Source organism: Rhodothermales bacterium, from assembly GCA_013002345.1.
Taxonomy (GTDB): Bacteria; Bacteroidota; Rhodothermia; order Rhodothermales; family JABDKH01; genus JABDKH01.
In genome coordinates, this window is sequence record JABDKH010000164.1 from 1 (window position 1) to 21,646 (window position 21,646).

The window sequence follows — 21,646 nt, forward strand, 5'->3', positions numbered from 1 at the left end:
ACGCTTCGGGCCAGCCAGATTGCAGATGCATCCGGCAACCTGCGTGTCGAAACTAACTCGGCGGTTCACCTCCTTCCGCGTCCCGGCGAGCTCATTATCAATGAGATCATGTTCGAGCCGCGTATCGATGAGTACGATGGCCTCCCCGACCAGGCTGAGTACGTCGAAATCCGAAACCTGTCGCCCGATCCGGTGTCCGTCAACCCGTGCTCTCTGCGTGGACCGGAGAACGAGGACGGCCAGTTCGACACGATGCCTGTCGCTGCGATGTCGTCGGGGATCGGTCCGCTGGAGTACGCGGTGATTGTTGATCACAAGACGTCGACTTTTGCAGAGTCCCTTCTTGCCCGGATCACCGGCGATCAAATTCGACCTCTCGGCAGTGGGTCACTCGGTCTTCGCAACGACGGGTCCCGGATTCGCCTCTGGTGCGACGACGAAGAGATCGATTCCGCGGCCTACGACCCCGACTGGCACCATCCTCATATCGCCGAATCGCGTGGCGTGTCGCTCGAACGAATCAGTCCTCTGGCTCATGCAAGCGAGCGCTCCACATGGACCTCCTCGGTAGATCCTTTGGGCGGTACGCCTGGGCAGCGAAACTCCGTGGCGGCAAACGAATCACCGGACGAGACGGCAACACGGAAGTCAGTTGAGGTCTCACCGTCTCCGTTCGGACACGATCCAGACGGGGATCGAGATCATACCGTGATCACTTATCGCCTTCGAACTGAGCGACCGCTAATTCGAGTGACCGTGTACGACTCCATGGGTCGGACCGTGCGGCACCTGACACGAGGACGAGCAACGGCCTCGGAAGGATCTATGATCTGGGATGGAATGGACGATCGAGGCGACCCCGTCTCGACCGGCATTTACATTGTTTTCCTGGAGGCTACGGACGCCCATGCGGGCCACACGGAGCTTCACAAAGCGGCTGTCATAGCGGTTCGCGGTTTCAACTGAGGCGTTGCCTGCCGATACCACGAAACCGTGTGCGAGCATTTTTCACACCCCGTCCATGTCGGAACAGCGGCTGTAAAAACTCGTTGCAAGCGCTGGTACACAGCACGAGCGACGTCCCTGGAACGTCCAGCGCACGAATTAACGGAAGCAGTTTGGAAACGATGACTGAAGTAGCCACGGATACGGCGAAGGCGCCCATTGCCTTGTCACCTCGCGCTGCCGAGGAAATCAAGTCGATCATGAGCACGAAGAAGATTCCGGACGGTTTCGGACTGCGTGTGGGCGTACGTGGAGGCGGATGTTCGGGAATGAGCTATGTCCTGGGCTTTGACAAGAAGCGGGAACACGACCTGACGTTTTTGGTCGATGACATCGTGCTTTATCTTGATAAACGACATGGTCTGTACCTGATGGGGACCACGGTCGATTATCACGATGGGCTGGACGCACGCGGCTTTACGTTCGACAATCCCAGCGCGGCAAGCTCGTGCGGATGCGGTTCCAGTTTTGGTGTGTAGCCCCCGGTGGACGGCGTAACCCACCGTTGCTGACACTTTGCCGGGGAGTTGAAAATGCGGCAGCGGCGAAAGCCGTTCACTGCGCGCACGGCACCGTCCGGACGACGGAACCGACATTACGGTCGGGTGCGGCATAAATTTCGCTAATTGATTCTGGAGAACATTCAGCGTAGACTTCTCAAAAGCCATTATTGCGAAGAAGGGCTGATTAAACCAATGCTGGTCTAGCTAAACATGGAAGGTAACTTCTCGAACAGGGTCCGCGACGTGATCTCGTTTAGCCGAGAGGAGGCAATCCGGCTGGGCCACGACTACATCGGTACCGAGCACCTGCTGCTCGGAATCATCCGCGAAGGCGAAGGGATCGCGGTCAAGATCCTGCGGAACCTCGGTTGCGACCTCCCCAAACTGAAGAAGGCCGTCGAGGATACCGTCCGGAGCACGGGCGGCACCCTGACGGTCGGTAACATCCCACTGACCAAGCAGGCCGAAAAAGTCCTGAAGATCACGTACCTCGAAGCCAAACTGTACAAGAGCGACGTCATCGGTACGGAGCACCTGCTGTTAAGTCTTCTGCGCGACGACGAGAACATTGCGGCTCAGATTCTGCAGCAGGGCTTTTCGATCACGTATGACGCCGTCCGCGCGGAACTCGATTCGATCATCAGCGGAAAAAGCGGTTCAAGAAGTAGCGGCTCCTCCACCGGTCGCTCTTCGTCAGGTGGCCAGAAAGAGCGAGGCAAAATGGAAAAAAGCAAGACTCCCGTACTGGACAACTTCGGCCGCGATCTCACCAAGCTGGCCGAGGAAGGCAAACTGGATCCGGTTGTCGGAAGGCAGCGCGAGATCGAGCGAGTCGCGCAGGTGCTGAGCCGGCGCAAGAAGAACAACCCCGTTCTGATCGGAGAACCCGGGGTCGGAAAGACAGCAATCGCCGAGGGCCTCGCCATGCGCATCATTCAGCGCAAGGTGAGCCGCGTCCTCTACGATAAGCGCATCGTGACGCTTGACCTCGCCGCCCTCGTCGCTGGCACGAAGTATCGCGGACAGTTCGAGGAGCGCATGAAGGCGGTCATGAACGAACTCGAGAAGAGTCCGGAAGTGATCCTCTTTATCGACGAGCTGCACACGATCGTCGGGGCCGGTGGCGCATCGGGAAGTCTCGACGCCTCCAACATGTTCAAGCCTGCACTCGCTCGTGGTGAGATCCAGTGCATCGGTGCAACGACACTGGACGAATACCGGCAGTACATCGAGAAGGATGGTGCGCTCGACCGACGCTTCCAGAAAATTCTCGTCGATCCGTCGACCGCGGAAGAGACTATCGAGATCCTCCGCAACATCAAGGACAAGTACGAAGAGCATCACAACGTCCGCTATACGGATGACGGTCTGGACCTCGCTGTCAAGTTGTCGGAACGCTACATCACGGATCGCTATCTACCCGACAAGGCCATCGACGTGATGGACGAAGCCGGCGCGCGCGTGCATATCGGAAATATCCGCGTACCACCGGAAATCGTTCAGTTCGAGGAAGAGATAGAGGAAGTACGCGAGGAAAAGAACCGCGTCGTCAAGAGTCAGCGCTTCGAGGAGGCGGCCCGCCTCCGCGACAGGGAGAAAAAGCTTCAGGACGGACTTGAAGCTGCCAAGGCCGAATGGGAGCGCAAGGCCGAGTCTGAAGTACACGACGTCACGGTGAAGGATATCTCCGAAGTCGTCGCGATGATGACCGGTATCCCCGTCGACCGAATCTCCGAGCCGGAAAGCAAGAAACTGCTGCGCATGGAGGACGAGGTCAAGAAGCGCGTCATCGGACAGGACGAACCCATCCAGAAGCTTGCCAAAGCTATCCGGCGAACACGGGCAGGTCTCAAGGATCCGAAGCGACCGATCGGGTCATTCATCTTTCTCGGTCCGACGGGCGTCGGAAAGACCGAGCTCGCCAAGGTGCTCACGGAGTACCTGTTCGACTCGCAGGATGCACTCATCCGTGTCGACATGAGCGAGTACATGGAGAAATTCGCCGTGAGTCGCCTTGTCGGCGCGCCGCCAGGATACGTTGGCTATGAAGAGGGCGGCCAGCTGACTGAGAAGGTCCGGCGCAAGCCGTATTCAGTTGTCCTGCTCGATGAGATCGAGAAGGCGCATCCGGACGTCTTCAATATCCTGCTACAGGTGCTTGACGACGGGATACTTACGGATGGACTCGGCAGACGGGTTGACTTCCGCAATACGATCATCATCATGACGTCGAACATCGGAGCACGTGACCTGAAGAATCTCGGCAAGGGTATCGGCTTTTCGCAAAGCGATATAGACTTTGACTACCAGACCCTCAAGAGCACGGTCGAAGACGCGCTTAAGAGAGTTTTCAATCCGGAGTTCCTCAATCGAATCGACGACGTGATTGTGTTTCATCCGCTCGAGAAGAAGCACATCTTTGACATCATCGACTTGATGGCTGCTGAGCTGTTCGGCCGCGCCGGCGCCATCGGCATCACGGTCGAACTGACGAAACCTGCAAAGGAGTTTCTGCTCGAGAAAGGCTACGACCCGAAATTTGGAGCAAGACCGCTTCGAAGGGCGATCCAAAAGTATATCGAAGACCCGATGGCAGAGGCCATTCTGGGGCACGACCTGGGATCCGGAGATACTATCACGATCAGCTACTCAGCAAAGCAACCGAAAGAGTTGACGTTTAAGACGAAGAAGGGAAAGAAGCCGGCCGACACGACTGCTGAGGAAGCGAACGGCGAGTCCGACGATCCGGCAACGGAAACGCCTACCGAGGAGGAGGAGCGAGCCAAGGAGTAGGCCCCCAGCTCGGTCGGGAATTCTTCGGAAGCTATGAGGCCCTGTCGGCAATGCCGGCAGGGCTTCGTCATTAACCTCTGCCGCGTCGCCGCTTCGGGACGGACACCACTTTCAGGACCGAGGCACGCTCTTCTTTGATCACGCGCCGCATGACGGTAGCGAGAATCGCGCCGGCGAAAAAGCCGCCCACATGTGCACCGTAAGCAACACCACCGGTCAGTCCCGCCGAACCGAGTGAGCCGAAGCCCTCGAAGATCTGCATCACGATCCATAACCCGATGACCAGGACGGCGGGAACGGAAACCACGATGAAGAAGAATAGCGCTTGCACCCGGTTCCGCGGAAAGAGCATCAGATAGGCACCCATCACTCCGGAAATGGCACCCGATGCGCCCAGATTCGGAATCACACTGTCCGGCGCGAGGGCGACCTGCACAATCGTGCCGGCGATTCCGCTGGCGAAGTACAGGAGCAGAAACGCTCCGCGTCCAAAACGATGCTCGATGTTGTCACCGAATATCCAGAGATACAACAGATTACCGAACAGATGGAGGTAGCCACCGTGCATAAACATCGACGACAATACGGTCAGATAGATCGGAGTCGGCCCGGGTGCCTGGTCAACTGTGATGTTCGGTTCGGCTGCAGACAGCCCCTGCGGCGTGACGAGATCGACGTTGTTCGTGAGTTCGTACGGAATTACACTGTAGCCGTACGTAAAAGCATTCGAAGCGCCACCCTGTTGCAGCAGAAAGAAAACGAGCAGGTTGGCGCCGATCAGCAAATACGTGAGTACGGCGGGGCTGCTTAGATGGCGGTCGTCGTCCCCGATCGGTATGAGCATGAGCAGATGGAAGACTGATTTGTGGATGGCGGTTCGGTAATATATTGATCGCCCATGCGGTCTGTTTACGATCCACAACACATCATCATAAAATGTCGATTCGACGCATCACCATCATCGGAGTCGGCCTCGTTGGAGGATCACTCGGCAAGGCGTGGAAGAGTACCGTTACGGATGACGTTCTGATCACCGGCGTCGATCACCCGCTGGTTCTGGAGCGTGCCGTGGCAAGTGGAGCGATTGACGTCGCGAGCGACGATACGGCAACGGCTGTCGCCGATGCAGATCTCGTCGTTCTTGCGACTCCCCTCTCTGCAATCATGTCGACGCTGTCAGAGATCGCCGCCGATCTGAAGCCCGGGACTATCGTCACCGACGTCGGCTCCGTGAAGGTCCCGATCGTGCGGCACGCGCTGGAGACAATCGGAAACGAGACACTGTTCGTTGGCGGCCATCCTATGGCGGGGTCCGAGGTGGGCGGAATTGACCGTGCGAGCCCCTTCCTGTTTGAGAACGCGACCTGGGTATTATGCCCGCCGGATACCACCACCGACGACCAACGCTATGATGAGCTCGTCGCATTGATTCAAGCCACCGGCGCTCGTGCGATAGAGATGACGCCGCGCGAGCACGACGAGGTGGCCGCCTCCGTCAGCCACGTGCCGCAACTTCTCGCGGTGGCCCTGACGAATACAGTCGGGCGGCAGAACGAGTCGAATCCCAACTACCTCAAGTTGGCAGCCGGTGGTTTTCGTGATCTGACCCGCGTTGCGGGATCGGACGCCGGCATCTGGCGGGATATCCTTGCCGCAAATCACGGGTCAATCCTGGACGCTCTCGCTCTCTTTTCAGCGGAGCTGCAACGCGTCCGAAACCGGCTCCTGGAAGAAGATTTCGGCGAGCTCCACGCATCCTTTGACCGGGCAAGGAAAACCAGGGAGACCATTCCAAAGGACTCCAAGGGTTTCATCTCCCCTCTTGCGGATGTGTACGTCCACGCCGACGACCGACCAGGCTGGATCGCAGCCGTGGCGACCCTCCTTGCTGACGCCGAAATAAACATCCTTGACATGGAACTGCTAAAAGTCAGGGAAGGAACTGGAGGCACATTCCGCATGAGTTTCGCCGACCAAGCCACGGCAAAGTCCGTCGTGGACCGGCTGAAAACTGCCGGCCTGGCAGCCTACACGCTCGACTGATCAGTGCCGTGTTGACTTGACACAAGCTTCGTTGCTTGGGCACCGAAACGCCCGTATTATCCTCGCCGAACCACAACCTCGAATTGTCCCATGGCACCAACAAACACCAGAAAGACCGCACTCCACGATCGACACCTCGCACTGGGTGCCCGCATGATGGCGTTCGCCGGTTATGACATGCCCGTTCAGTATTCCGGGATTGTAGACGAACACACGGCGGTCCGCACGGCGGCAGGAATGTTTGACGTCAGTCACATGGGTGAATTTCGGATCCGTGGCCCGAAGGCGTTCGACCTGATCCAGGGACTGGTCACAAACGACGTCTCAAAGATGTACGACGGCAGAGCCATGTACACGGTCATGTGCTACCCCGACGGCGGCATCGTAGACGACCTGATAGTCTACCGACTTGCCGATGACGACTACATGATGGTGGTCAACGCGTCGAATATCGAAAAGGACTTTGACTGGATCGAACTGCACAACGGGGTCGGAGCGGATATCGAAGATGTCTCCGACCGCGTAGCCCTGATCGCGGTACAGGGTCCGCTGGCGACGGGCATCGTGCAGGGTCTGACCGACCTTCCCGTTTCGGATATCAAGTTCTATCACTTCTTGAGTGCACCGTCCGGGGCCTTCTTCGGTTGCGATCATGCAATCCTTTCTGGCACAGGTTACACGGGAGAGCCCGGACTCGAAATCTACTGTGATCCCGATCGGGCCGGAGCCGTGTGGGATGCCATCCTCGAGGCAGGCAAGGACGAAGGACTGATGCCGGCGGGGCTTGGAGCACGTGACACCCTTCGTCTCGAGGCCGGGTTTTGCCTGTACGGAAACGACATTACGAAAGAGACGAATCCGATCGAAGCCGGCCTGGGCTGGATCACCAAGCCAGACAAGGGAGATTTCATCGGTCGGGATCCAATTGTCGAGGTCAAGTCGGATGGACCGCCCCGAAAACTGGTTGCGTTCAAGATGGTGGACCGGGGAATTCCGCGACAGGGATACGACCTGGCAGATCCCGACGGAACGGTCGTAGGCGTCGTGACGAGCGGCAGCCAGTCTCCCGTGCTCGGGTGCGGGATCGGTCTGGGCTATGTGACCAACCGACCTGAATTCACGACTCCCGGATCGGATATCCGCGTGGTTGTCCGATCCCGTTCGCTGAAGGCGACCGTTGCGAAGCCGCCGCTCCACAAGACAGGCTGAACATCAGTTTCAAACACCGTCCCGTCGACCGACATGCAGGTTGAAGTTTTTCTCACAGGAGACAACGTTGCCGAGAACGACATCCGGGATCACACGGTCGTCGTGATAGACGTCCTCCGAACGAGCACAACCATCGCCGGCGCTTTGATGAATGGCGCTCGGGCCGTCGTGCCGGCGGCGGACATGGGCGAAGCAAGCACCCTCGCTGCCAATCTCGACCCGGAGTCATGCCTTCTGGGAGGTGAACGGTCTGGTCTGATGATTGAAGGCTATCGATTCGGAAACTCGCCGCTGGAGTACACCCGGGAGAAGGTCCTGGGCAAGACGCTTATCCTGAATACCACGAACGGCACGCCATCCATTCGGAGAGTCAGGCACGCGGAGCATCTGATTGTGGGAGCTTTCGTCAACGCCGGGGTTGTGGTTGATTTCATACGAGAGGCGGATCTCGATCTCGTGATCGTATGCGCCGGCTGGCGCAACCGCGTCTCCCTGGAAGACACGCTTTGCGCCGGGATGCTGCTGAGCGAACTCTGGGATGGCACCGAGCCGGAGAGTTCGACCGACACCGCGCACATTGCCTTCACGCTGTATCAGAACGAGCGAGCAGACGTAGCGGGCGCCGTACGACGCTCCCGGCACGGAAAACGCCTCGCAGCCATGGATCGAATGGCAGACGTGGACTTCTGCGGTTCTATAAATACTGTCCCCGTTTTACCGTACTATTTGGACAGTCAGCTTGTGTCGCGTACGGTGTCGGCCGTTGCGACGTAGGAAGCAGGAGGGGTTCTCTGGACTACGCCCCCAAACTGCCGTACTTTTCAACCGCGAACGTCCTGCCCCCACAGGCGCGTGGTTTATCCCGAACCCATGAAGTCCACCCCTGCCAACAACAGACGAAAGCCGTCTCAAGCCAAGGAAGAACGCGGCCTCGTATCCGCCGAGCGTAAAAGAGAGGTCCTGGGGCTCATCCTGATGGTCCTGTCCGTGCTTGTCGCATTCGCTGTTATCAGCTACAGCGAATACGATCAGAACCTCGCACGGAATTTCTCGATCCGTGAAGCGCTGAATCCCGGTGAGAATCGAGCAGAGAACTTCCTCGGACTGATCGGTGCGTGGATTGCCCACGGGCTGGTATTCAATCTGCTCGGTTACATGGTCATCGTTGTGCCGGGCCTGCTGTTCGCGTGGGGTTACCTGAACTTCCGGCACCGAAGGCCGGCCTACTTTCCAACGCTGGCACTACTCATCTTCATTGGTGCCTTTGTCGTCGCAGCGATCTTCGGATGGCTGGCGCAGCCTCCTGCCGAACTCGACACGGATCTGTGGAGCGGTCGCTGGGGTCTCGGCACGGCCGACTGGATGATTCGCGTTTTCGGCACCTTCGGCGCGCTCATCCTCCAGGTCCTCAGTCTGGCGGTCGTCATCCTGCTTATGGTCGATCGTGATATCCAGAAATCGATGGATCGCATCGAGGATGGGATTTTCGCGATGAAAGAGGCATACAAGGATTGGACGGCCCGCAACAAGGCCCACCGACAGGCGAGGCGCGAGCTGCTAACGGAACAGAAGACCGAGCGCGAAAAGATCCGAAAGGACGAACAGAAGAAGATTCTTGAGACGGCGCCCGCGGTGCTGGCGAAGGAGAAAAAGAAGGCGGACCATCGGGTTTCGCAGGCACGCATTTTTGAACCGCGTCCGAAAGACGACAGGACGCTGGAGACCGCACCGTCCGTACGGGCCGTCCCTGCAGCGGCCGGAACAGGTGTGGCACCTACCCCGCCGTCCTTGCCGGAGGCCGCAGGTGACGACCTCGAATTGAAGATCGAACTCCGTAAGGAGGAAGAACGCACCGACCGTGTTGATCGACCGATCGGAAAGCCGGCAGAGGATCGCCAGTATCGGATGCCGCCGCTGGATTTCCTCGATTCTCCGGATTCCGGCGAAGTACGTATTGACTACGACGAGCTCGAGGAAAACAAAGGCATTCTTCTCGACAAGCTGGCTACGTACAACATCGAGATAACGAACATCAAGGCGATCGTCGGCCCTACCGTGACGTTGTACGAACTCACCCCTGCGCCAGGCGTCAAGATCAGCCGGATCACGGCGTTGGAGGATGACCTCGCGATGGCCATGGCCGCAAAGGGCATCCGCATGATCGCGCCCATTCCCGGCAAATCAGCGATCGGGGTAGAGATACCGAACCGGCATCGTGAACTCGTGCGCGTTCGTGAGTTGATCGGAACGACGAAGTTCAGCACGGCTCGGATGGAACTGCCTCTCATTCTCGGGAAGTCCATCGAGGGCGAAGTGTTCATCAAGGACCTCGCCATGATGCCGCACCTGCTGATCGCCGGCGCGACGGGTTCCGGTAAGTCCGTAGGACTCAATGCGTGCATCGCGGGCCTGCTCTATGCATGCCACCCGGCCAACCTGAAGTTCGTAATGATCGATCCCAAGAAGATCGAGCTGCAGCAGTACGCACGAATCATCGACCACTACCTCGCGATGCCCGAGGAGTCAATCGACCCGATCATCACCGATGTGTATCAGGCGCTGGGAACGCTCAAGAGCTGCGAAAAGGAGATGGAGCAGCGATATGATTTGCTGTCCGATGCGCAGGTCCGCGGCATCAAGGAGTACAATGCGCGCTTCGCCCAGGGGCGCCTTGGCGGAGATCACCGACATCTGCCGTACATCGTGGTCGTCGTGGATGAACTGGCCGATCTGATGATGACGGCCGGGAAGGACATCGAGGGACCGATCGCCCGCCTGGCGCAGATGGCGCGGGCAGTCGGCATTCATCTCATCCTTGCCACGCAGAGACCGTCCGTCGATGTGATCACGGGCCTGATCAAAGCCAATTTCCCCGCAAGGATTGCCTATCAGGTGGCCTCGAAGATCGACTCGCGCACGATCCTGGACCAGAATGGAGCACAGGGTCTGGTGGGCAACGGCGACCTCCTGTACATGCTGGGGAGCAACATTGTCCGACTCCAGGGACCATTTGTCTCGGTCGACGAAGTCGAGGAGCTGACGCTGTACATCGAACGGCAACGAGGAGACGGCCCGTACATCCTCCCATCGATCGAGGACATGTCGGATGGCACTTCACTGGCCGGAGCCTACGGAGCAGCCGAGCGCGACGACCTCTTCCAGGACGCCGCCCGCGTGATTGTCCGAAGCCAGCAGGGATCGGTATCTCTGCTTCAGCGAAAACTGTCTGTTGGCTACTCGCGAGCTGCCCGAATCGTCGATCAGCTGGAGGACGCCGGAATCGTCGGGCCGTTCGAAGGATCCAAGGCCCGACAGGTTCTTGTTGCGGACGAATACGAACTGGATGCCCTGCTCAACTCCGACAAGGCGGGCACGCCCTAGCAGCGGTCGAACACCTCATCGACGACCCTGACTTTCTCAAAAGCAAAACAGAACACATCGACCATGAATAAGGAAAATCCCCTCGTCGCGATACTGATGGGCAGCGAGTCCGACCTGCCGGTGATGCAGGGCGCTGTCGACATCCTTGAGGAGTTTGGCATCTCGTTCGACATCCGCGTTCTGTCGGCCCATCGAACGCCCGAGGAGACGGCGCAGTATGCCGCAGACGCCCGCGACCGCGGTGTCAAGGTCTTTATCGCGGGCGCCGGTGGCGCAGCCCACCTGGGCGGGGTGATCGCGGCGTTTACACCGCTTCCGGTAATCGGCGTGCCGGTGCCTACCAAGAACCTTGGAGGACTCGACTCGCTTCTATCCATCGTGCAGATGCCGAGCGGAGTACCGGTCGCATCCGTTGCTATCGGCGGGGCGAAGAATGCTGCCTTGCTTGCTGTCCAGATCATCGGCACGGGACAGCCCGAACTGCTTGACCGGTTCATGGACTACAAGGCCGCGATGCTCGACAAAGTCGCCGCCATGAATCAGCGGGTGCAGGACGCCGTTCGGTAGTAAAACGAGCGAGGCCTATTGCAGGAAGAGATCGGTCGTCCGTTCGGCCGTCTTGCCTGTCAACTGGTCGCGCACCCTCACTCGAAGTGTGTAGACGCCCGGTTCCTGACTGGTTGCATCCAGAATCAGATACTGGTTGTCGTCGGGCGTTGACCCCGTGACCGGAGTCGTAATCGAGACGCCCTTGTCGCCGCCACCGAAGATCCCCTTGACGAAGCCGCCAAGACCCTTGCGATCATCCTTGGGTGAAAGCGTCGCTTCCACTTCGAAATCAGTCCGATTATCGGCCCCGAGTACAAGATTGTACACCTCGAAATAGAGGTAGAGTGGCTGCTGGACGCTGAAGACGCTCCACGGCGCAGGCATGATCGACAGGGTGTTCCGAACAATGTCGGCGCCGCCCAGGGGTTGCCCGTCGGGCGTTTCCTCGACGCGATAACTCAGCATGATATCACTCACCAGCAGGCCATCCCTGTTGAAATCAGGAATCGTCACTCTGCGACGCTGCACCGCTACCGTGCCTCCGGAGGCGGTCTCGAACTCCATCGAGACTTCGTGCGCGCCACTCGGCGACGAGACGCGCTCCGATGACACCCACAGATTGAGATCGTCGAAGCCCACGATCTGGGCTGTGTTCAAACCGTACAGGGTCTTGCGGCGCTCGACGACCAGATCTCGGCTGTCGTTAATCAAGAACGTTCCGACATTCGCCGTCACTTCGACCAGGTTTTCGTTCTGATCGTACTCGGTAACAGGAATTCCATACTGGACGTATACATCCGCCGTCGTCCCTTCCATTCCGCGGAACGACGACACCAGGAACGGGATGTCGACCTGTCGCCCCGGTGGTGTGTATTCGTAGAGGTCAGGATGCTTGCGGAAGATCTCCTTTGACTTGATCTGATAGTCATTGACCCACGCCTGGTCGACCCGTCCGTTCGAGATGGCATCGGCGGGCGGACTGTAGAATCGGAATCTTCCGTTGTTGAACGGGTCCTCAAACACAAAACGGAATTCACCGTATTCCCAGATGTTGTACCGGTTAGCGTCTTCTACAAGATCGGCAGAGAAATCGGTGACGTCCATGGTCCCAAGGACGGCTGTCGAGATCACCATCCTGTCGTTCACGCTCCCCGTTGCCGTCCACGTTACATCCGCCTGTGGCTGTCCGTACCTGATTAGAATCCTGCCGCGGTCGGTTTCCCAACCACGTTTCTTGACATCAGGTGCTGCGTACAGCAGGTCGGCGTACACGATCCTTGCCTGATGCTCCAGACGCCTCTCGTTGTATGGCGTCAGGTATCGGGGGTCCTTGCTCGTCCAGAACCTGGACGAATACCCGGCTGGATCCTCGCGATACAAACGCCGCTCGTCTTCGGGAAGGATGAAGTCGAGCGTCTCAAAGACACTTCGCTCTTCGTCCGACATGACCTCGAGGGCCCTTTTGAAGCTCACGGCAGCGGCAGACGAATTGCCGGACCGATAGTGGGCGTACCCGAGATTCATCCACAGGAACGCATCCTCCGGGAAGTACTGAAACATCCGGTCAAGCAGCCCCAGCGCTTTCATTGGTTCGTCACGCAGCACGTGAACGCGGAGCAGGTTCTCATACACGGTGCGCCGCCTGGGGTCCGACTCGAGCGACTTCTCAAGATGCAAAACGGCGCGTGCATAGGCACGGTCGGCTCGCTTGCTCAGATCCTGAATCGCAACGCCCTGACTGGCGAACCTGTCCAGATTGAACTCGTCGTCGAGGTTAAAGATGTTTGCGTCAAAATCGGAGTAAGGCCGGATGGGGTTGGTCGGATTGAAGGTAACCGGGGCGCCAGGCGCAGAGCCGGGCTCGAAGTCGCCGGCGTCGAATTCGTTCGCCTCGGGGATAGCCCGTTCATAGTCCGGGTTGACGAATGCCAGCTTCGGAATCGAGACAGCGTTCCGGTAGCGCCAGAAATCACGAATGTGAAGCAGACCCATCTCCTCGTGCGCGAAGGCGTTCGTTGAATCCATCGACAGTATCTTGAGAGCGAGCCTGATCCGCTTGCTTTCGCGAATCTTTTCGACAAAGAAGTTATTCGCCTCCACCCGAAGCTGCTCCAGCCGCGCAACGAGGTACTGCACGTTTTCCGGATCGATCTCGAGCGCGCGGTCGAGCTCCTTCCCGGCCCGCTTGACGTCTCGAAGCGGGGTCTCGAAGTACACACGAGCCAGCAGGAAATGCGCCTCGGCGTTGTCCGGATTCAGACCGACCGCCTGCTCAAAAGCTTGAGCGGCGTCAGCAAACCGGTCCTCCCGGAACGCCAGAATGCCATCGGTCATAAGGTCTGACTCCTGTCCGAGCACCGGATAACTCAGTGCGACGAGCACTGCCAGTGCCGACAGGCGCAGCTTGCGCCGCCATCCTAAAGAATCTCTAATCGCCATTGTCACAAGCAAGGTGAATGGTCACTATTCAAGAATCACGACTCTGCCGGCAAACGACTCATGCCCGGCGGTCTCGTCGATTAAACGCAATCCGACAAGGTAGGTCCCCTTTTTCGCTTCTTTCGTATCGAGAATCAGGTACTGTGGCTCGACGCGACTGCGAGCCTCGCCGGCATATTGCACTGACACGCCACGCCGACGGCGACTCCGAAACGCCTTCTCGGCAGCACGCGAAAGATCATCTACGTCCTTGTAGGGCGTCAAGAGCGCCTCGATCTGGTACCCAAAAGGGTGCTCGGCACTGGCCGCTTCGTTATACGACTCAAAATACACGTAGACGGGCTGGCCCTGGTCGAACACGCCCCACGGGGCCGGCTCGATCGAGTATCCGCGTCGTTGCAGTCGACTCGGATCCTCCCCTGCTTCCTCCTCTACAGCGTAGGCAAGCACAAGATCGCTGATCGAAGGCTCATGATCGGGGAAGGGTCGAATCCGGATCGGGCGGCGGTGAAACCCCGCCTCGTCCGCGTCAGAACGATCATACTCCACGACGATCGTATAGTCTCCCGGCGGTGCGGCAAGGCTCCGGGAAAAAACCTGAAAGCGGTCCTCTTCCCGATTGATCTGAAGACCACGGATGGGAGCCCCGTCTGTCGCACGGACGATCTCACCGTCCGGGTCCAGCAAGAACGCGGCCGACCTCACCTGATCACTTTCGGCGTGCTCAGATGCCCCGACTCCAAGCACCACCAATACATCCAGCTCGGACGTGTCGCCCTTCAAAACGGAGACCATGTATGGCACCGCCTGCCGCGTTCCGTGACGATCATAAATGAACTGCTCGGGTCGCTCTCGAAACAGACGTCGCGAGATCAACGTGAAGTCGTCGTCAATGGCGCGCTCGATCTCTGCGAAGCTGGGACCGCCATCGCCCACCTTCGGAGAGTAGAAAGTGAGCTTACCCGACTTCGCGAGATCCATGAACTTGAAAAAGAAGTCGCCGTAGTGAAGGACGAGGTACTTGTCCAACCGCGTGCTCGTCTGCGCTTCGCCCAGAGGCACGCCGTAGCGCAGAATGACCTCGCCGGGTTCCGTATCCCATCCACGACGATCCGGGTAGAGATCGCCGAAGCGCAGGTCTGCATAGACCATTCTCGCCAGATGCTCCAGCCGCCGCTCGTTTTCAGGTGTCAGCAGAAACGGATCTCTTCCCGCCCAGAATGAGCGCGTCTCGTCCGGCTCCGACTCGGATTCCGGGCCGTGCCCCGCGAACAACGTCGTGTCCAGATACTCAGCGGTTGATTCCGGACCCATCAGATCCAGGGCGGTCTTGAAAGCATCGCTAGCCTCCGCCGAACGATTCAGACGGAAACTCACCAGACCTCGAAACAACCACGTTTCCGGATCATCTGCCAGGTGCGAGAGCATCAGTTCGACCACTCGATCCGCCTCCTCGAACTCGCCCTCCAGCGTGGCCGCGGTCAACAGGGTCTCGTAGGTCGACTTGCGCGAGGGGTTGGTGTCGAGGGCGTGCTGAAGGTGCTCGACCGCCAGTTCGTATCGCTTCCGGGCTTCCTCGTTTTTTGAAACCGACTCGATCTGTGTCCCGCCGTATCGCTGTGACATCCGAAAGCCAAGTCCGCCTGAGTCAACGCCGGGCTCGAGTACCGGATCGAGCAGGTAGGCCGCGTTGTAGAATGCCTCTCGAGGCGCGAGCACATCGAGGTTGTCCAGATCCGGAAAACTGACGGACGATCGAGCGTTGAGATAGTCCTCCAGTGCGACCTCGCCGAGTACGGCATGTGCCAGTTCATTTTCGCCATCCAGACCAAGGATCCTCTCGGCGAGATCCTGCTTGCGTCTGGTCTGCAAAGGAGGCACGGCCGACGAAGGAAAAGCGTGCAGCCTGTAGAGCTTCAACGACAGAAACTCGACGTTGTCCGGCTCCAGCGCGATAGCCCGGTTGTTCGCGGTTTTCGCCCGCTTGATGTCCCGCGGGTACTGCGCGAGGGAGGTCCTGGCGAGCAGATGGAGCGCCTGCGCGTTGTCAGGTGCGCGTTCAACTGCGTCCTCTAGGAATGATCGTGCCTCGCCGTATTGACCGTCATCAAAAGCACGCTGGGCCCTTTCGAAGAGCGAGTCCGTTTCCTGGCCGCGAGCGACGGTCGGCACGATCGCCATGGCGAGGAACCAGATCGATATATGCCGGCAGGATCGTAACAATAGCTTACGAGGAATTGTGAGCGATCGGGACGGACCTGATCACGCCTAATATCATCCATTTGGCAGGCGAAACCACGGAACACCTGCCCGCTCGTCAATCGAGTGCAGCGAATGGGACGGAGGCACCGTCAAACGGAGCCTCTGAACATCGTACTACCCGCGGTCGGTTCTGGCCCGGTCCATCCGGCGCTTACTTTCCTTTTCTGCGATGTCCGCGCGTTTGTCGTACTGCCGCTTACCCCGTGCAAGCCCGATTTCAACTTTGGCAAGACCTTTCAGAAAATATATCTGAAGCGGAATGATGGTGTATCCCTTCTGGCGGGTGGCCCGGTCAAGTTTGCGGATCTCTCGCCTGTGCAGCAGCAGCGTGCGGGGCCGCACCGGATCGTGATTGAAGTGCGAGGCCTGTGAGTAGGGCGAGATGTGGCAATTCATCATGACCACCTGGCCATGCTCGATCTTGCAATAGGAATCCTGCAGATTTGCCTTGCCGTCGCGTAGTGACTTCACCTCAGTCCCGACCAGCACGATACCGGCTTCAAACCGGTCCTCGATTCGAAAGTCGTGAAACGCCTTCCGGTTTTTCGTGACGGTCTTCCGGTCGTCTTTGTTGTTGTCAGCCACGAGAAGATTCGGCGGGGTTACAGATGCAGTTCCTGGCCTGAATCGTCGTGATCGCGACTCTCGATACGGGCCATCGGAAAATCTCTGATTTCGTCCGTCAGCTCATAGAAGAACGCGTGATCCATGAGCTCGGTAATGCAGGCAAGAGCCAGGTCGTCAAATCGAAGTCGAATGTCTTCCTCGAAGAAGTGCCTCATGGACTCGCTGTGATCCTTCGAATCGGCCCAGCGGGAGCGGAGAGTTTCACTTCTTTCGATCATGGTCCGGAACCGGTCAACCGTGTCGGCATCGGCTTCACCGGCGCGCATCGCGAATACACCCCAGACCATGGGATAGTTGGCCAGCTCAAACCACTCTTCGCCGAGGTCCACCGACAGTCCCGGCAACCGCTGATCGGGAACGTTCCGGCCAATGATTAACCGTGCGCCGTCCGCCGTCTCAAGAGCGTGTGGCGGGACAGCGACAAACTCAGGATTCATAGCATAATGCTCCCGCAGGATGACGCGCGCCATGAGCGCCTCCTGGACGAACTCCGGGACGAACGAGATACGATCGGGATGGGAGGTCAGTGACTCAGGCAGATGGATCCGTGCGTACGGATAGTGCCACGCAGACAATGCGACGGCGGGGAGCACCTCAAGCCCTTCCGGATCAAGGATCAGGTTCAGCGTCGGAACGAGGGCAACGTCGAGTTCGCCGGCCCTGAGAAGATGCATGGCCTCACCGGGGCTGACGGTTGACACCTCGATGCCGAGATCAGCTCCGGACAGACCCGATACGGCAAACTCTGCCGCAGGCATATCCCAAACACCGAGTCGTAGTGCGCCGGAACCCCTCATCTACCCAACGGACGGAATGTTTTAGAAAAAGAAAAAGCCGCCCCGATCGTTGAACGGCGACGGCTCAGAAAAGGTGCGGACGGCGCCCGCACACGATCTTATCTGGAGTCCAACCTTTTCTCCCGAATTCGCGCCGCTTTTCCGCGCAGATCCCTCAGATAGTAGAGCTTCGCCCGACGGACGTGGCCGCGCCTGACTACTTCGATGGTGGCCAGCTTTGGGGAGTACACCGGGAAGACTCTTTCGACTCCAACCCCGTTTGAGATCTTGCGGACCGTAAACGTCTCGCGCGCGCCTTCGCCCTTACGAGCGATGACCGTTCCCTGGAACTGCTGGATACGCTCCTTATCGCCTTCAACGACTCGGACGTGCACGTTTACGGTATCACCGGGATCAAATTCCGGAACATCGTCGCGGAGTTGAGTCGCCTCGATCAGCTTGATCAAATCTGTTGCCATAGCCAGCCCTGCAATACGAGTCGTTCGAGGTGGAGGTCGCAAACACAAATACAGCCTGAATCAGCTGTATTTGTCATTTTTATTCAGACAAGATAAGATACGACTTATCCGTCTTTCGCGAACAGATCTGGCCGGCGTTTCTTTGTTTTTTCGATTCGCTGCTGCTCACGCCACGCCTCAATGGCCGCGTGATCGCCTGACAGCAGCACCGGGGGCACCGACATGCCGTCGAATTCGGCGGGCCGCGTGTAGGCCGGAGCATCGAGCAGGCCGTCCTGAAACGAATCTGTCATGGCCGAACTCGCGTCGCCAAGTACGCCGGGCAAGAGCCTGACCACGGCGTCGATAAGTGCCAGCGCGGGAAGTTCTCCTCCACTGAGCACGTAGTCCCCGATCGAGATCTCGCGTGTGACGTAGCGGTCGCGCACTCGTTGATCGATTCCCTTGTAGTGGCCGGCCACGAGTATGAGATGATCGAACATCGACAGTTCGTTCGCGATTTGCTGGCTCAATACCTCTCCATCCGGCGTGAGGAATACGACCTCCCGCCTGAGGTCGTCGCCGGCGTCTATCAGTGAATCGAGGCAGGCGAAAAGCGGCTCGGGCTTGAGTACCATCCCGGCGCCTCCGCCATACGGATAATCGTCGACCTGGCGGTGCTTGTCCGTCGCAAACTTACGCAAATCGATCACATTGATTTCAACATAACTATTTGTGGTAGCGCGTTTTACTACGCTTTGTTCAAGTGGACTATGAACAATATCGGGAAGCGCAGTGACGAGATCGATTCGCATAACTAGTCGAGAAGACCTTCCGGCAGATTCACGGTGATCTCCTCCTTCTCCACATCCACGTGCTCAATGAACTCGGGCACGCACGGAATCATGGCTTCGTGCCGCCCTGACCGCCGGACAATCAGCAAATCCTGAGCCGGCATGGGACGGAGTTCGACGACCTCTCCCACGACCGTACCGACCGTGTCGACCACGCGAAACCCAGCCCAGCCAGGCTCGTCGCTGGAACCACCGCGAAGAGACGCTACCTCGGAGGCCGGGGCAAACACGCCGGCGCCCTTCAACAACTCGGCGCCAGTCCGGGAGGAAACGCCATCGAGTCGTACGATGAGCGACGTACCTCGACTGGATATGTGGCGGCGGCATTCCTCCACGGTATGCGGCACAACCGAGTTTGCCGTAAACCCCAGGCTCCAGACGGTCAACTCTTCCAGCAACTCGATCGATTCATCGACCGGCAGAGCCTTCACACGCCCGTCAACGCCGTGTGGACCGATAATACGTCCGACGTGCTGAAGCTCCACGGTCATCTCCGTCGCCCGCAGGCCGGCAGCATGTGGGCGTCTACGTTTCTACTTCTTAGCCGCTTCTTCTGACGCTTGCGTGCTGTCAGCCGCCTTTTCTGCCTTTGGCGCGGCTTCTGCAGCCGACTTCTCGGCCGGGGCATCCGCAGCCGCTTCCGCCTTCACCTCAGTCGGTTTTTCGACGACTGCCTTTGCTTCCTTTGCTGCTTCTGCAGCCGGTTCGGCAACGGCTTCGTCTGCCACCGCATCGGATTTTGCCTTTCCGCTGACCGCAAGCTCCGCATCGGCCTCAGCCTGCTCGATGTTCTTTTCGGCTTGCTCGACCTTCGCAGTCTGCGCGGCAGCCTCGCGCTGCTCCTTGACTTCTTCAGCGGCTTTGCGCTTTGCTTCTTCCGCGTCCGCCTTCGCCTTTGCTTCCGCTTCGGCACGGGCCTTCGCCATTTCGGCTTCTTTCTCAACCGCCAGCGTGGCTTCAGCCGCAAGTGCCGCTGCTCGACGATCACCTGCTGTAGTCTTGGTTGCCGACCTGGCCTTTTCCTCGTGCCTCTGGCGGTGTTCGGCGACCGCCTCCTCGATCTGGGCGTCCGTGAGGCCGCGCTTCACCATGAAGTGCTGCAGCATGACGCCTTCCTTGCTCAGGATGGAGCGGACCGTATCCGACGGCTGTGCACCCTGCTCCAGCCAGTACAAGATCCTGTCACGCTTCAATTCGATGGTCGCCGGCTCCGTGAGGGCGTCGTATCGACCGAGGTCCTCTATGAAGCGTCCGTCCCTGGGCGATCTGGAATCTGCCGCTACCAGTCCGTAAATCGGCCTCTTGGTACGCCCCATTCGGCGCATTCTAATTTTTACTGCCACGTCTGTTCGTTCCTGTTCGGTTTGTGTGTGTTCAAGTTCGTCCGCCCACGAGAGCTCCCAGGTCGGGCGCCCTGCCCTTTCCAAGCAGCTTCGACATCGTCTTCATCATCTTCTTCATTTCGCGGAACTGCCTGATCAGCTGATTCACATCGCTGACCTCCACGCCCGAGCCACGGGCAATTCGCCTCCTTCTGCTCCCGTTAATGACCTCCGGGCGCAACCGTTCCTCAACTGTCATCGACTGGATGATGGCCTCAATGTGCTTCAGTGCCCCTTCATCCATTTCCATGTCCTTGACATGGCGGCCGACGCCCGGAATCATCCCGACAAGATCGGTGAGCGAACCCATCTTCTTGATCCGCTGCAGCTGATCGTAAAAATCCTCGAGGTTGAAACTCTCGGACTGGATCTTTGCGCGGAGCTTGTCGGCCTGCTTCTCGTCGAATTGCTCCTGCGCCTTCTCGACAAACGACACGACGTCGCCCATGCCGAGAATCCGCTGAGCCATCCGATCCGGATAGAACGGTGTCAATGCGTCGAGCTTTTCACCAGTCGACGCGAATTTTATCGGCTTCTGTACGACGGTTCGGATCGACAGCGCAGCGCCACCACGCGTGTCACCGTCCATCTTGGTGAGAACGACGCCATCGAAATCAAGCCGATCGTTGAACTCCTTGGCGGTATTGACGGCGTCCTGCCCCGTCATGCTGTCTACGACGAAGAGAATCTCGGTCGGCTCCACCGCCGACTTGATATTCTCAACCTCACGCATCATTTCTTCATCCACGTGCAGTCGGCCTGCCGTGTCGATAATCAGCACATCTCGTGCGGCCTTCCGCGCCGCCGACGTTGCCTCCCGGGCGACCCTTACGGCATCCTGGATGACTTCCCCGTCGTCTCGCAGGGCAAACACCGGAACATCTACCGATTCCGCCAGGGTTTCGAGCTGGTCGACCGCCGCCGGTCGGTAGACATCAGCCGCCGCCAGCATCGGCGATCGCCCCTGACTCTTCAAGTGGGCCGCGAGCTTCGCACAGAACGTGGTTTTCCCGGATCCCTGCAGGCCAGCGACGAGGATAATCGTGGGCGGTGTGGGAGAATACTGGATGTCGACATCCGTCTCCCCCAGTAGCGCCACAAGCTCGTCATAGATGATTTTGACGAGCTGCTGCCCCGGTGAAATGGATGTGAGCACATCCTCACCAAGAGCCTGCTCCTTGACTCGATCCGTGAAATCCCGCGCAACCTGGTAGTTGACGTCCGCATCCAACAGGGCCCGCCGGACCTCACGCATCGACTGCGCGACGTTGAGCTCGTTGATGCGACCCTGTCCGGAAAGGGTCTTCAGCGCGCCTTCAAGCTTTTCGCTGAGGGTGTCGAACATTGGGGACAGATTGCGTGTAG

18 protein-coding genes are annotated in these 21,646 nt (G+C 58.6%); 8 read left to right on the forward strand and 10 right to left on the reverse strand.

Translation table 11 applies throughout. The features are described 5' to 3' along the window. The 3 genes from HKN37_08275 to HKN37_08285 form a co-directional block, all read left to right on the forward strand. A partial coding sequence (locus tag HKN37_08275; GenBank protein ID NNE46642.1) for a hypothetical protein occupies positions 1-966 on the forward strand: 966 nt, incomplete at its 5' end. 161 nt (positions 967-1,127) lie between these two features. After that, the gene (locus HKN37_08280) at positions 1,128-1,484 is read left to right on the forward strand and encodes an iron-sulfur cluster assembly accessory protein (GenBank protein ID NNE46643.1); all 357 of its coding nucleotides are present in this window, start codon (positions 1,128-1,130) and stop codon (positions 1,482-1,484) included. Positions 1,485-1,718: 234 nt separating this feature from the next. Further along, the gene (locus HKN37_08285; protein NNE46644.1) at positions 1,719-4,301 is read left to right on the forward strand and encodes an ATP-dependent Clp protease ATP-binding subunit; all 2,583 of its coding nucleotides are present in this window, start codon (positions 1,719-1,721) and stop codon (positions 4,299-4,301) included. A 70-nt stretch (positions 4,302-4,371) separates the two neighbouring features. Here the strand turns inward: HKN37_08285 and HKN37_08290 are convergent, their stop codons facing one another. Then, positions 4,372-5,145: a rhomboid family intramembrane serine protease gene (locus HKN37_08290; protein ID NNE46645.1), complete on the reverse strand. Its 774-nt coding sequence runs from the start codon at positions 5,143-5,145 to the stop codon at positions 4,372-4,374. A gap of 92 nt (positions 5,146-5,237) precedes the next feature. Between HKN37_08290 and HKN37_08295 the strand changes: the two genes are divergently transcribed. The 5 genes from HKN37_08295 (at position 5,238) to purE (ending at position 11,501) form a co-directional block, all read left to right on the forward strand. After that, positions 5,238-6,344 carry a prephenate dehydrogenase gene (locus tag HKN37_08295; protein NNE46646.1) on the forward strand — a complete coding sequence of 369 codons (1,107 nt, stop codon included), beginning with the start codon at positions 5,238-5,240 and terminating at the stop codon, positions 6,342-6,344. A 90-nt stretch (positions 6,345-6,434) separates the two neighbouring features. Further along, the gene (gene gcvT / locus HKN37_08300; GenBank protein ID NNE46647.1) at positions 6,435-7,553 is read left to right on the forward strand and encodes a glycine cleavage system aminomethyltransferase GcvT; all 1,119 of its coding nucleotides are present in this window, start codon (positions 6,435-6,437) and stop codon (positions 7,551-7,553) included. Positions 7,554-7,586: 33 nt separating this feature from the next. Further along, entirely contained in the window at positions 7,587-8,327 is a 741-nt protein-coding gene (locus tag HKN37_08305) for a 2-phosphosulfolactate phosphatase (GenBank protein ID NNE46648.1), read from the forward strand. A 96-nt stretch (positions 8,328-8,423) separates the two neighbouring features. Further along, positions 8,424-10,934: a DNA translocase FtsK gene (locus tag HKN37_08310; GenBank protein NNE46649.1), complete on the forward strand. Its 2,511-nt coding sequence runs from the start codon at positions 8,424-8,426 to the stop codon at positions 10,932-10,934. Positions 10,935-10,997: 63 nt separating this feature from the next. Next, positions 10,998-11,501, forward strand: coding sequence for a 5-(carboxyamino)imidazole ribonucleotide mutase (purE, locus tag HKN37_08315; protein ID NNE46650.1), 504 nt, complete (start codon positions 10,998-11,000; stop codon positions 11,499-11,501). 15 nt (positions 11,502-11,516) lie between these two features. On the opposite strand, the gene HKN37_08320 is transcribed toward purE, so the two are convergent. The 9 genes from HKN37_08320 to ffh all read right to left on the reverse strand — a co-directional run bounded on the left by HKN37_08320 (position 11,517) and on the right by ffh (position 21,626). Further along, the gene (locus HKN37_08320; GenBank protein ID NNE46651.1) at positions 11,517-13,922 is read right to left on the reverse strand and encodes a tetratricopeptide repeat protein; all 2,406 of its coding nucleotides are present in this window, start codon (positions 13,920-13,922) and stop codon (positions 11,517-11,519) included. Between the two features lie 24 nt (positions 13,923-13,946). Then, positions 13,947-16,103: a GWxTD domain-containing protein gene (locus HKN37_08325; GenBank protein NNE46652.1), complete on the reverse strand. Its 2,157-nt coding sequence runs from the start codon at positions 16,101-16,103 to the stop codon at positions 13,947-13,949. Between the two features lie 195 nt (positions 16,104-16,298). After that, the gene (gene smpB, locus HKN37_08330) at positions 16,299-16,769 is read right to left on the reverse strand and encodes an SsrA-binding protein SmpB (protein ID NNE46653.1); all 471 of its coding nucleotides are present in this window, start codon (positions 16,767-16,769) and stop codon (positions 16,299-16,301) included. A 17-nt stretch (positions 16,770-16,786) separates the two neighbouring features. Further along, positions 16,787-17,569 carry an ABC transporter substrate-binding protein gene (locus HKN37_08335; protein NNE46654.1) on the reverse strand — a complete coding sequence of 261 codons (783 nt, stop codon included), beginning with the start codon at positions 17,567-17,569 and terminating at the stop codon, positions 16,787-16,789. Positions 17,570-17,706: 137 nt separating this feature from the next. Further along, a complete protein-coding gene (rplS, locus tag HKN37_08340; GenBank protein NNE46655.1) occupies positions 17,707-18,066 on the reverse strand; it encodes a 50S ribosomal protein L19 in 360 nt (119 codons plus the stop codon). 104 nt (positions 18,067-18,170) lie between these two features. Beyond that, positions 18,171-18,860, reverse strand: coding sequence for a tRNA (guanosine(37)-N1)-methyltransferase TrmD (gene trmD / locus HKN37_08345; protein ID NNE46656.1), 690 nt, complete (start codon positions 18,858-18,860; stop codon positions 18,171-18,173). Positions 18,861-18,862: 2 nt separating this feature from the next. After that, entirely contained in the window at positions 18,863-19,390 is a 528-nt protein-coding gene (gene rimM, locus HKN37_08350) for a 16S rRNA processing protein RimM (GenBank protein NNE46657.1), read from the reverse strand. A gap of 42 nt (positions 19,391-19,432) precedes the next feature. Then, complete coding sequence (gene rpsP, locus HKN37_08355) at positions 19,433-20,242, reverse strand: 30S ribosomal protein S16 (protein ID NNE46658.1); 810 nt, start codon at positions 20,240-20,242, stop codon at positions 19,433-19,435. A gap of 31 nt (positions 20,243-20,273) precedes the next feature. Further along, complete coding sequence (ffh, locus tag HKN37_08360) at positions 20,274-21,626, reverse strand: signal recognition particle protein (GenBank protein NNE46659.1); 1,353 nt, start codon at positions 21,624-21,626, stop codon at positions 20,274-20,276. Between the last annotated feature and the right edge of the window lie 20 nt (positions 21,627-21,646).

Bases quoted from the DNA above. Each gene is read 5' to 3' on its own strand.
- gcvT (NNE46647.1), top strand. From the start codon at position 6,435: ATGGCACCAACAAACACCAGAAAGACCGCACTCCACGATCGACACCTC.
- trmD (NNE46656.1), bottom strand. From the start codon at position 18,860: ATGCGAATCGATCTCGTCACTGCGCTTCCCGATATTGTTCATAGTCCA.
- HKN37_08335 (NNE46654.1), bottom strand. From the start codon at position 17,569: ATGCCTGCGGCAGAGTTTGCCGTATCGGGTCTGTCCGGAGCTGATCTC.
- purE (NNE46650.1), top strand. From the start codon at position 10,998: ATGAATAAGGAAAATCCCCTCGTCGCGATACTGATGGGCAGCGAGTCC.
- HKN37_08280 (NNE46643.1), top strand. From the start codon at position 1,128: ATGACTGAAGTAGCCACGGATACGGCGAAGGCGCCCATTGCCTTGTCA.
- HKN37_08305 (NNE46648.1), top strand. From the start codon at position 7,587: ATGCAGGTTGAAGTTTTTCTCACAGGAGACAACGTTGCCGAGAACGAC.
- HKN37_08320 (NNE46651.1), bottom strand. From the start codon at position 13,922: ATGGCGATTAGAGATTCTTTAGGATGGCGGCGCAAGCTGCGCCTGTCG.
- ffh (NNE46659.1), bottom strand. From the start codon at position 21,626: ATGTTCGACACCCTCAGCGAAAAGCTTGAAGGCGCGCTGAAGACCCTT.
- HKN37_08325 (NNE46652.1), bottom strand. From the start codon at position 16,103: ATGGCGATCGTGCCGACCGTCGCTCGCGGCCAGGAAACGGACTCGCTC.
- HKN37_08310 (NNE46649.1), top strand. From the start codon at position 8,424: ATGAAGTCCACCCCTGCCAACAACAGACGAAAGCCGTCTCAAGCCAAG.
- HKN37_08285 (NNE46644.1), top strand. From the start codon at position 1,719: ATGGAAGGTAACTTCTCGAACAGGGTCCGCGACGTGATCTCGTTTAGC.
- HKN37_08290 (NNE46645.1), bottom strand. From the start codon at position 5,145: ATGCTCATACCGATCGGGGACGACGACCGCCATCTAAGCAGCCCCGCC.
- rplS (NNE46655.1), bottom strand. From the start codon at position 18,066: ATGGCAACAGATTTGATCAAGCTGATCGAGGCGACTCAACTCCGCGAC.
- rimM (NNE46657.1), bottom strand. From the start codon at position 19,390: ATGACCGTGGAGCTTCAGCACGTCGGACGTATTATCGGTCCACACGGC.
- HKN37_08295 (NNE46646.1), top strand. From the start codon at position 5,238: ATGTCGATTCGACGCATCACCATCATCGGAGTCGGCCTCGTTGGAGGA.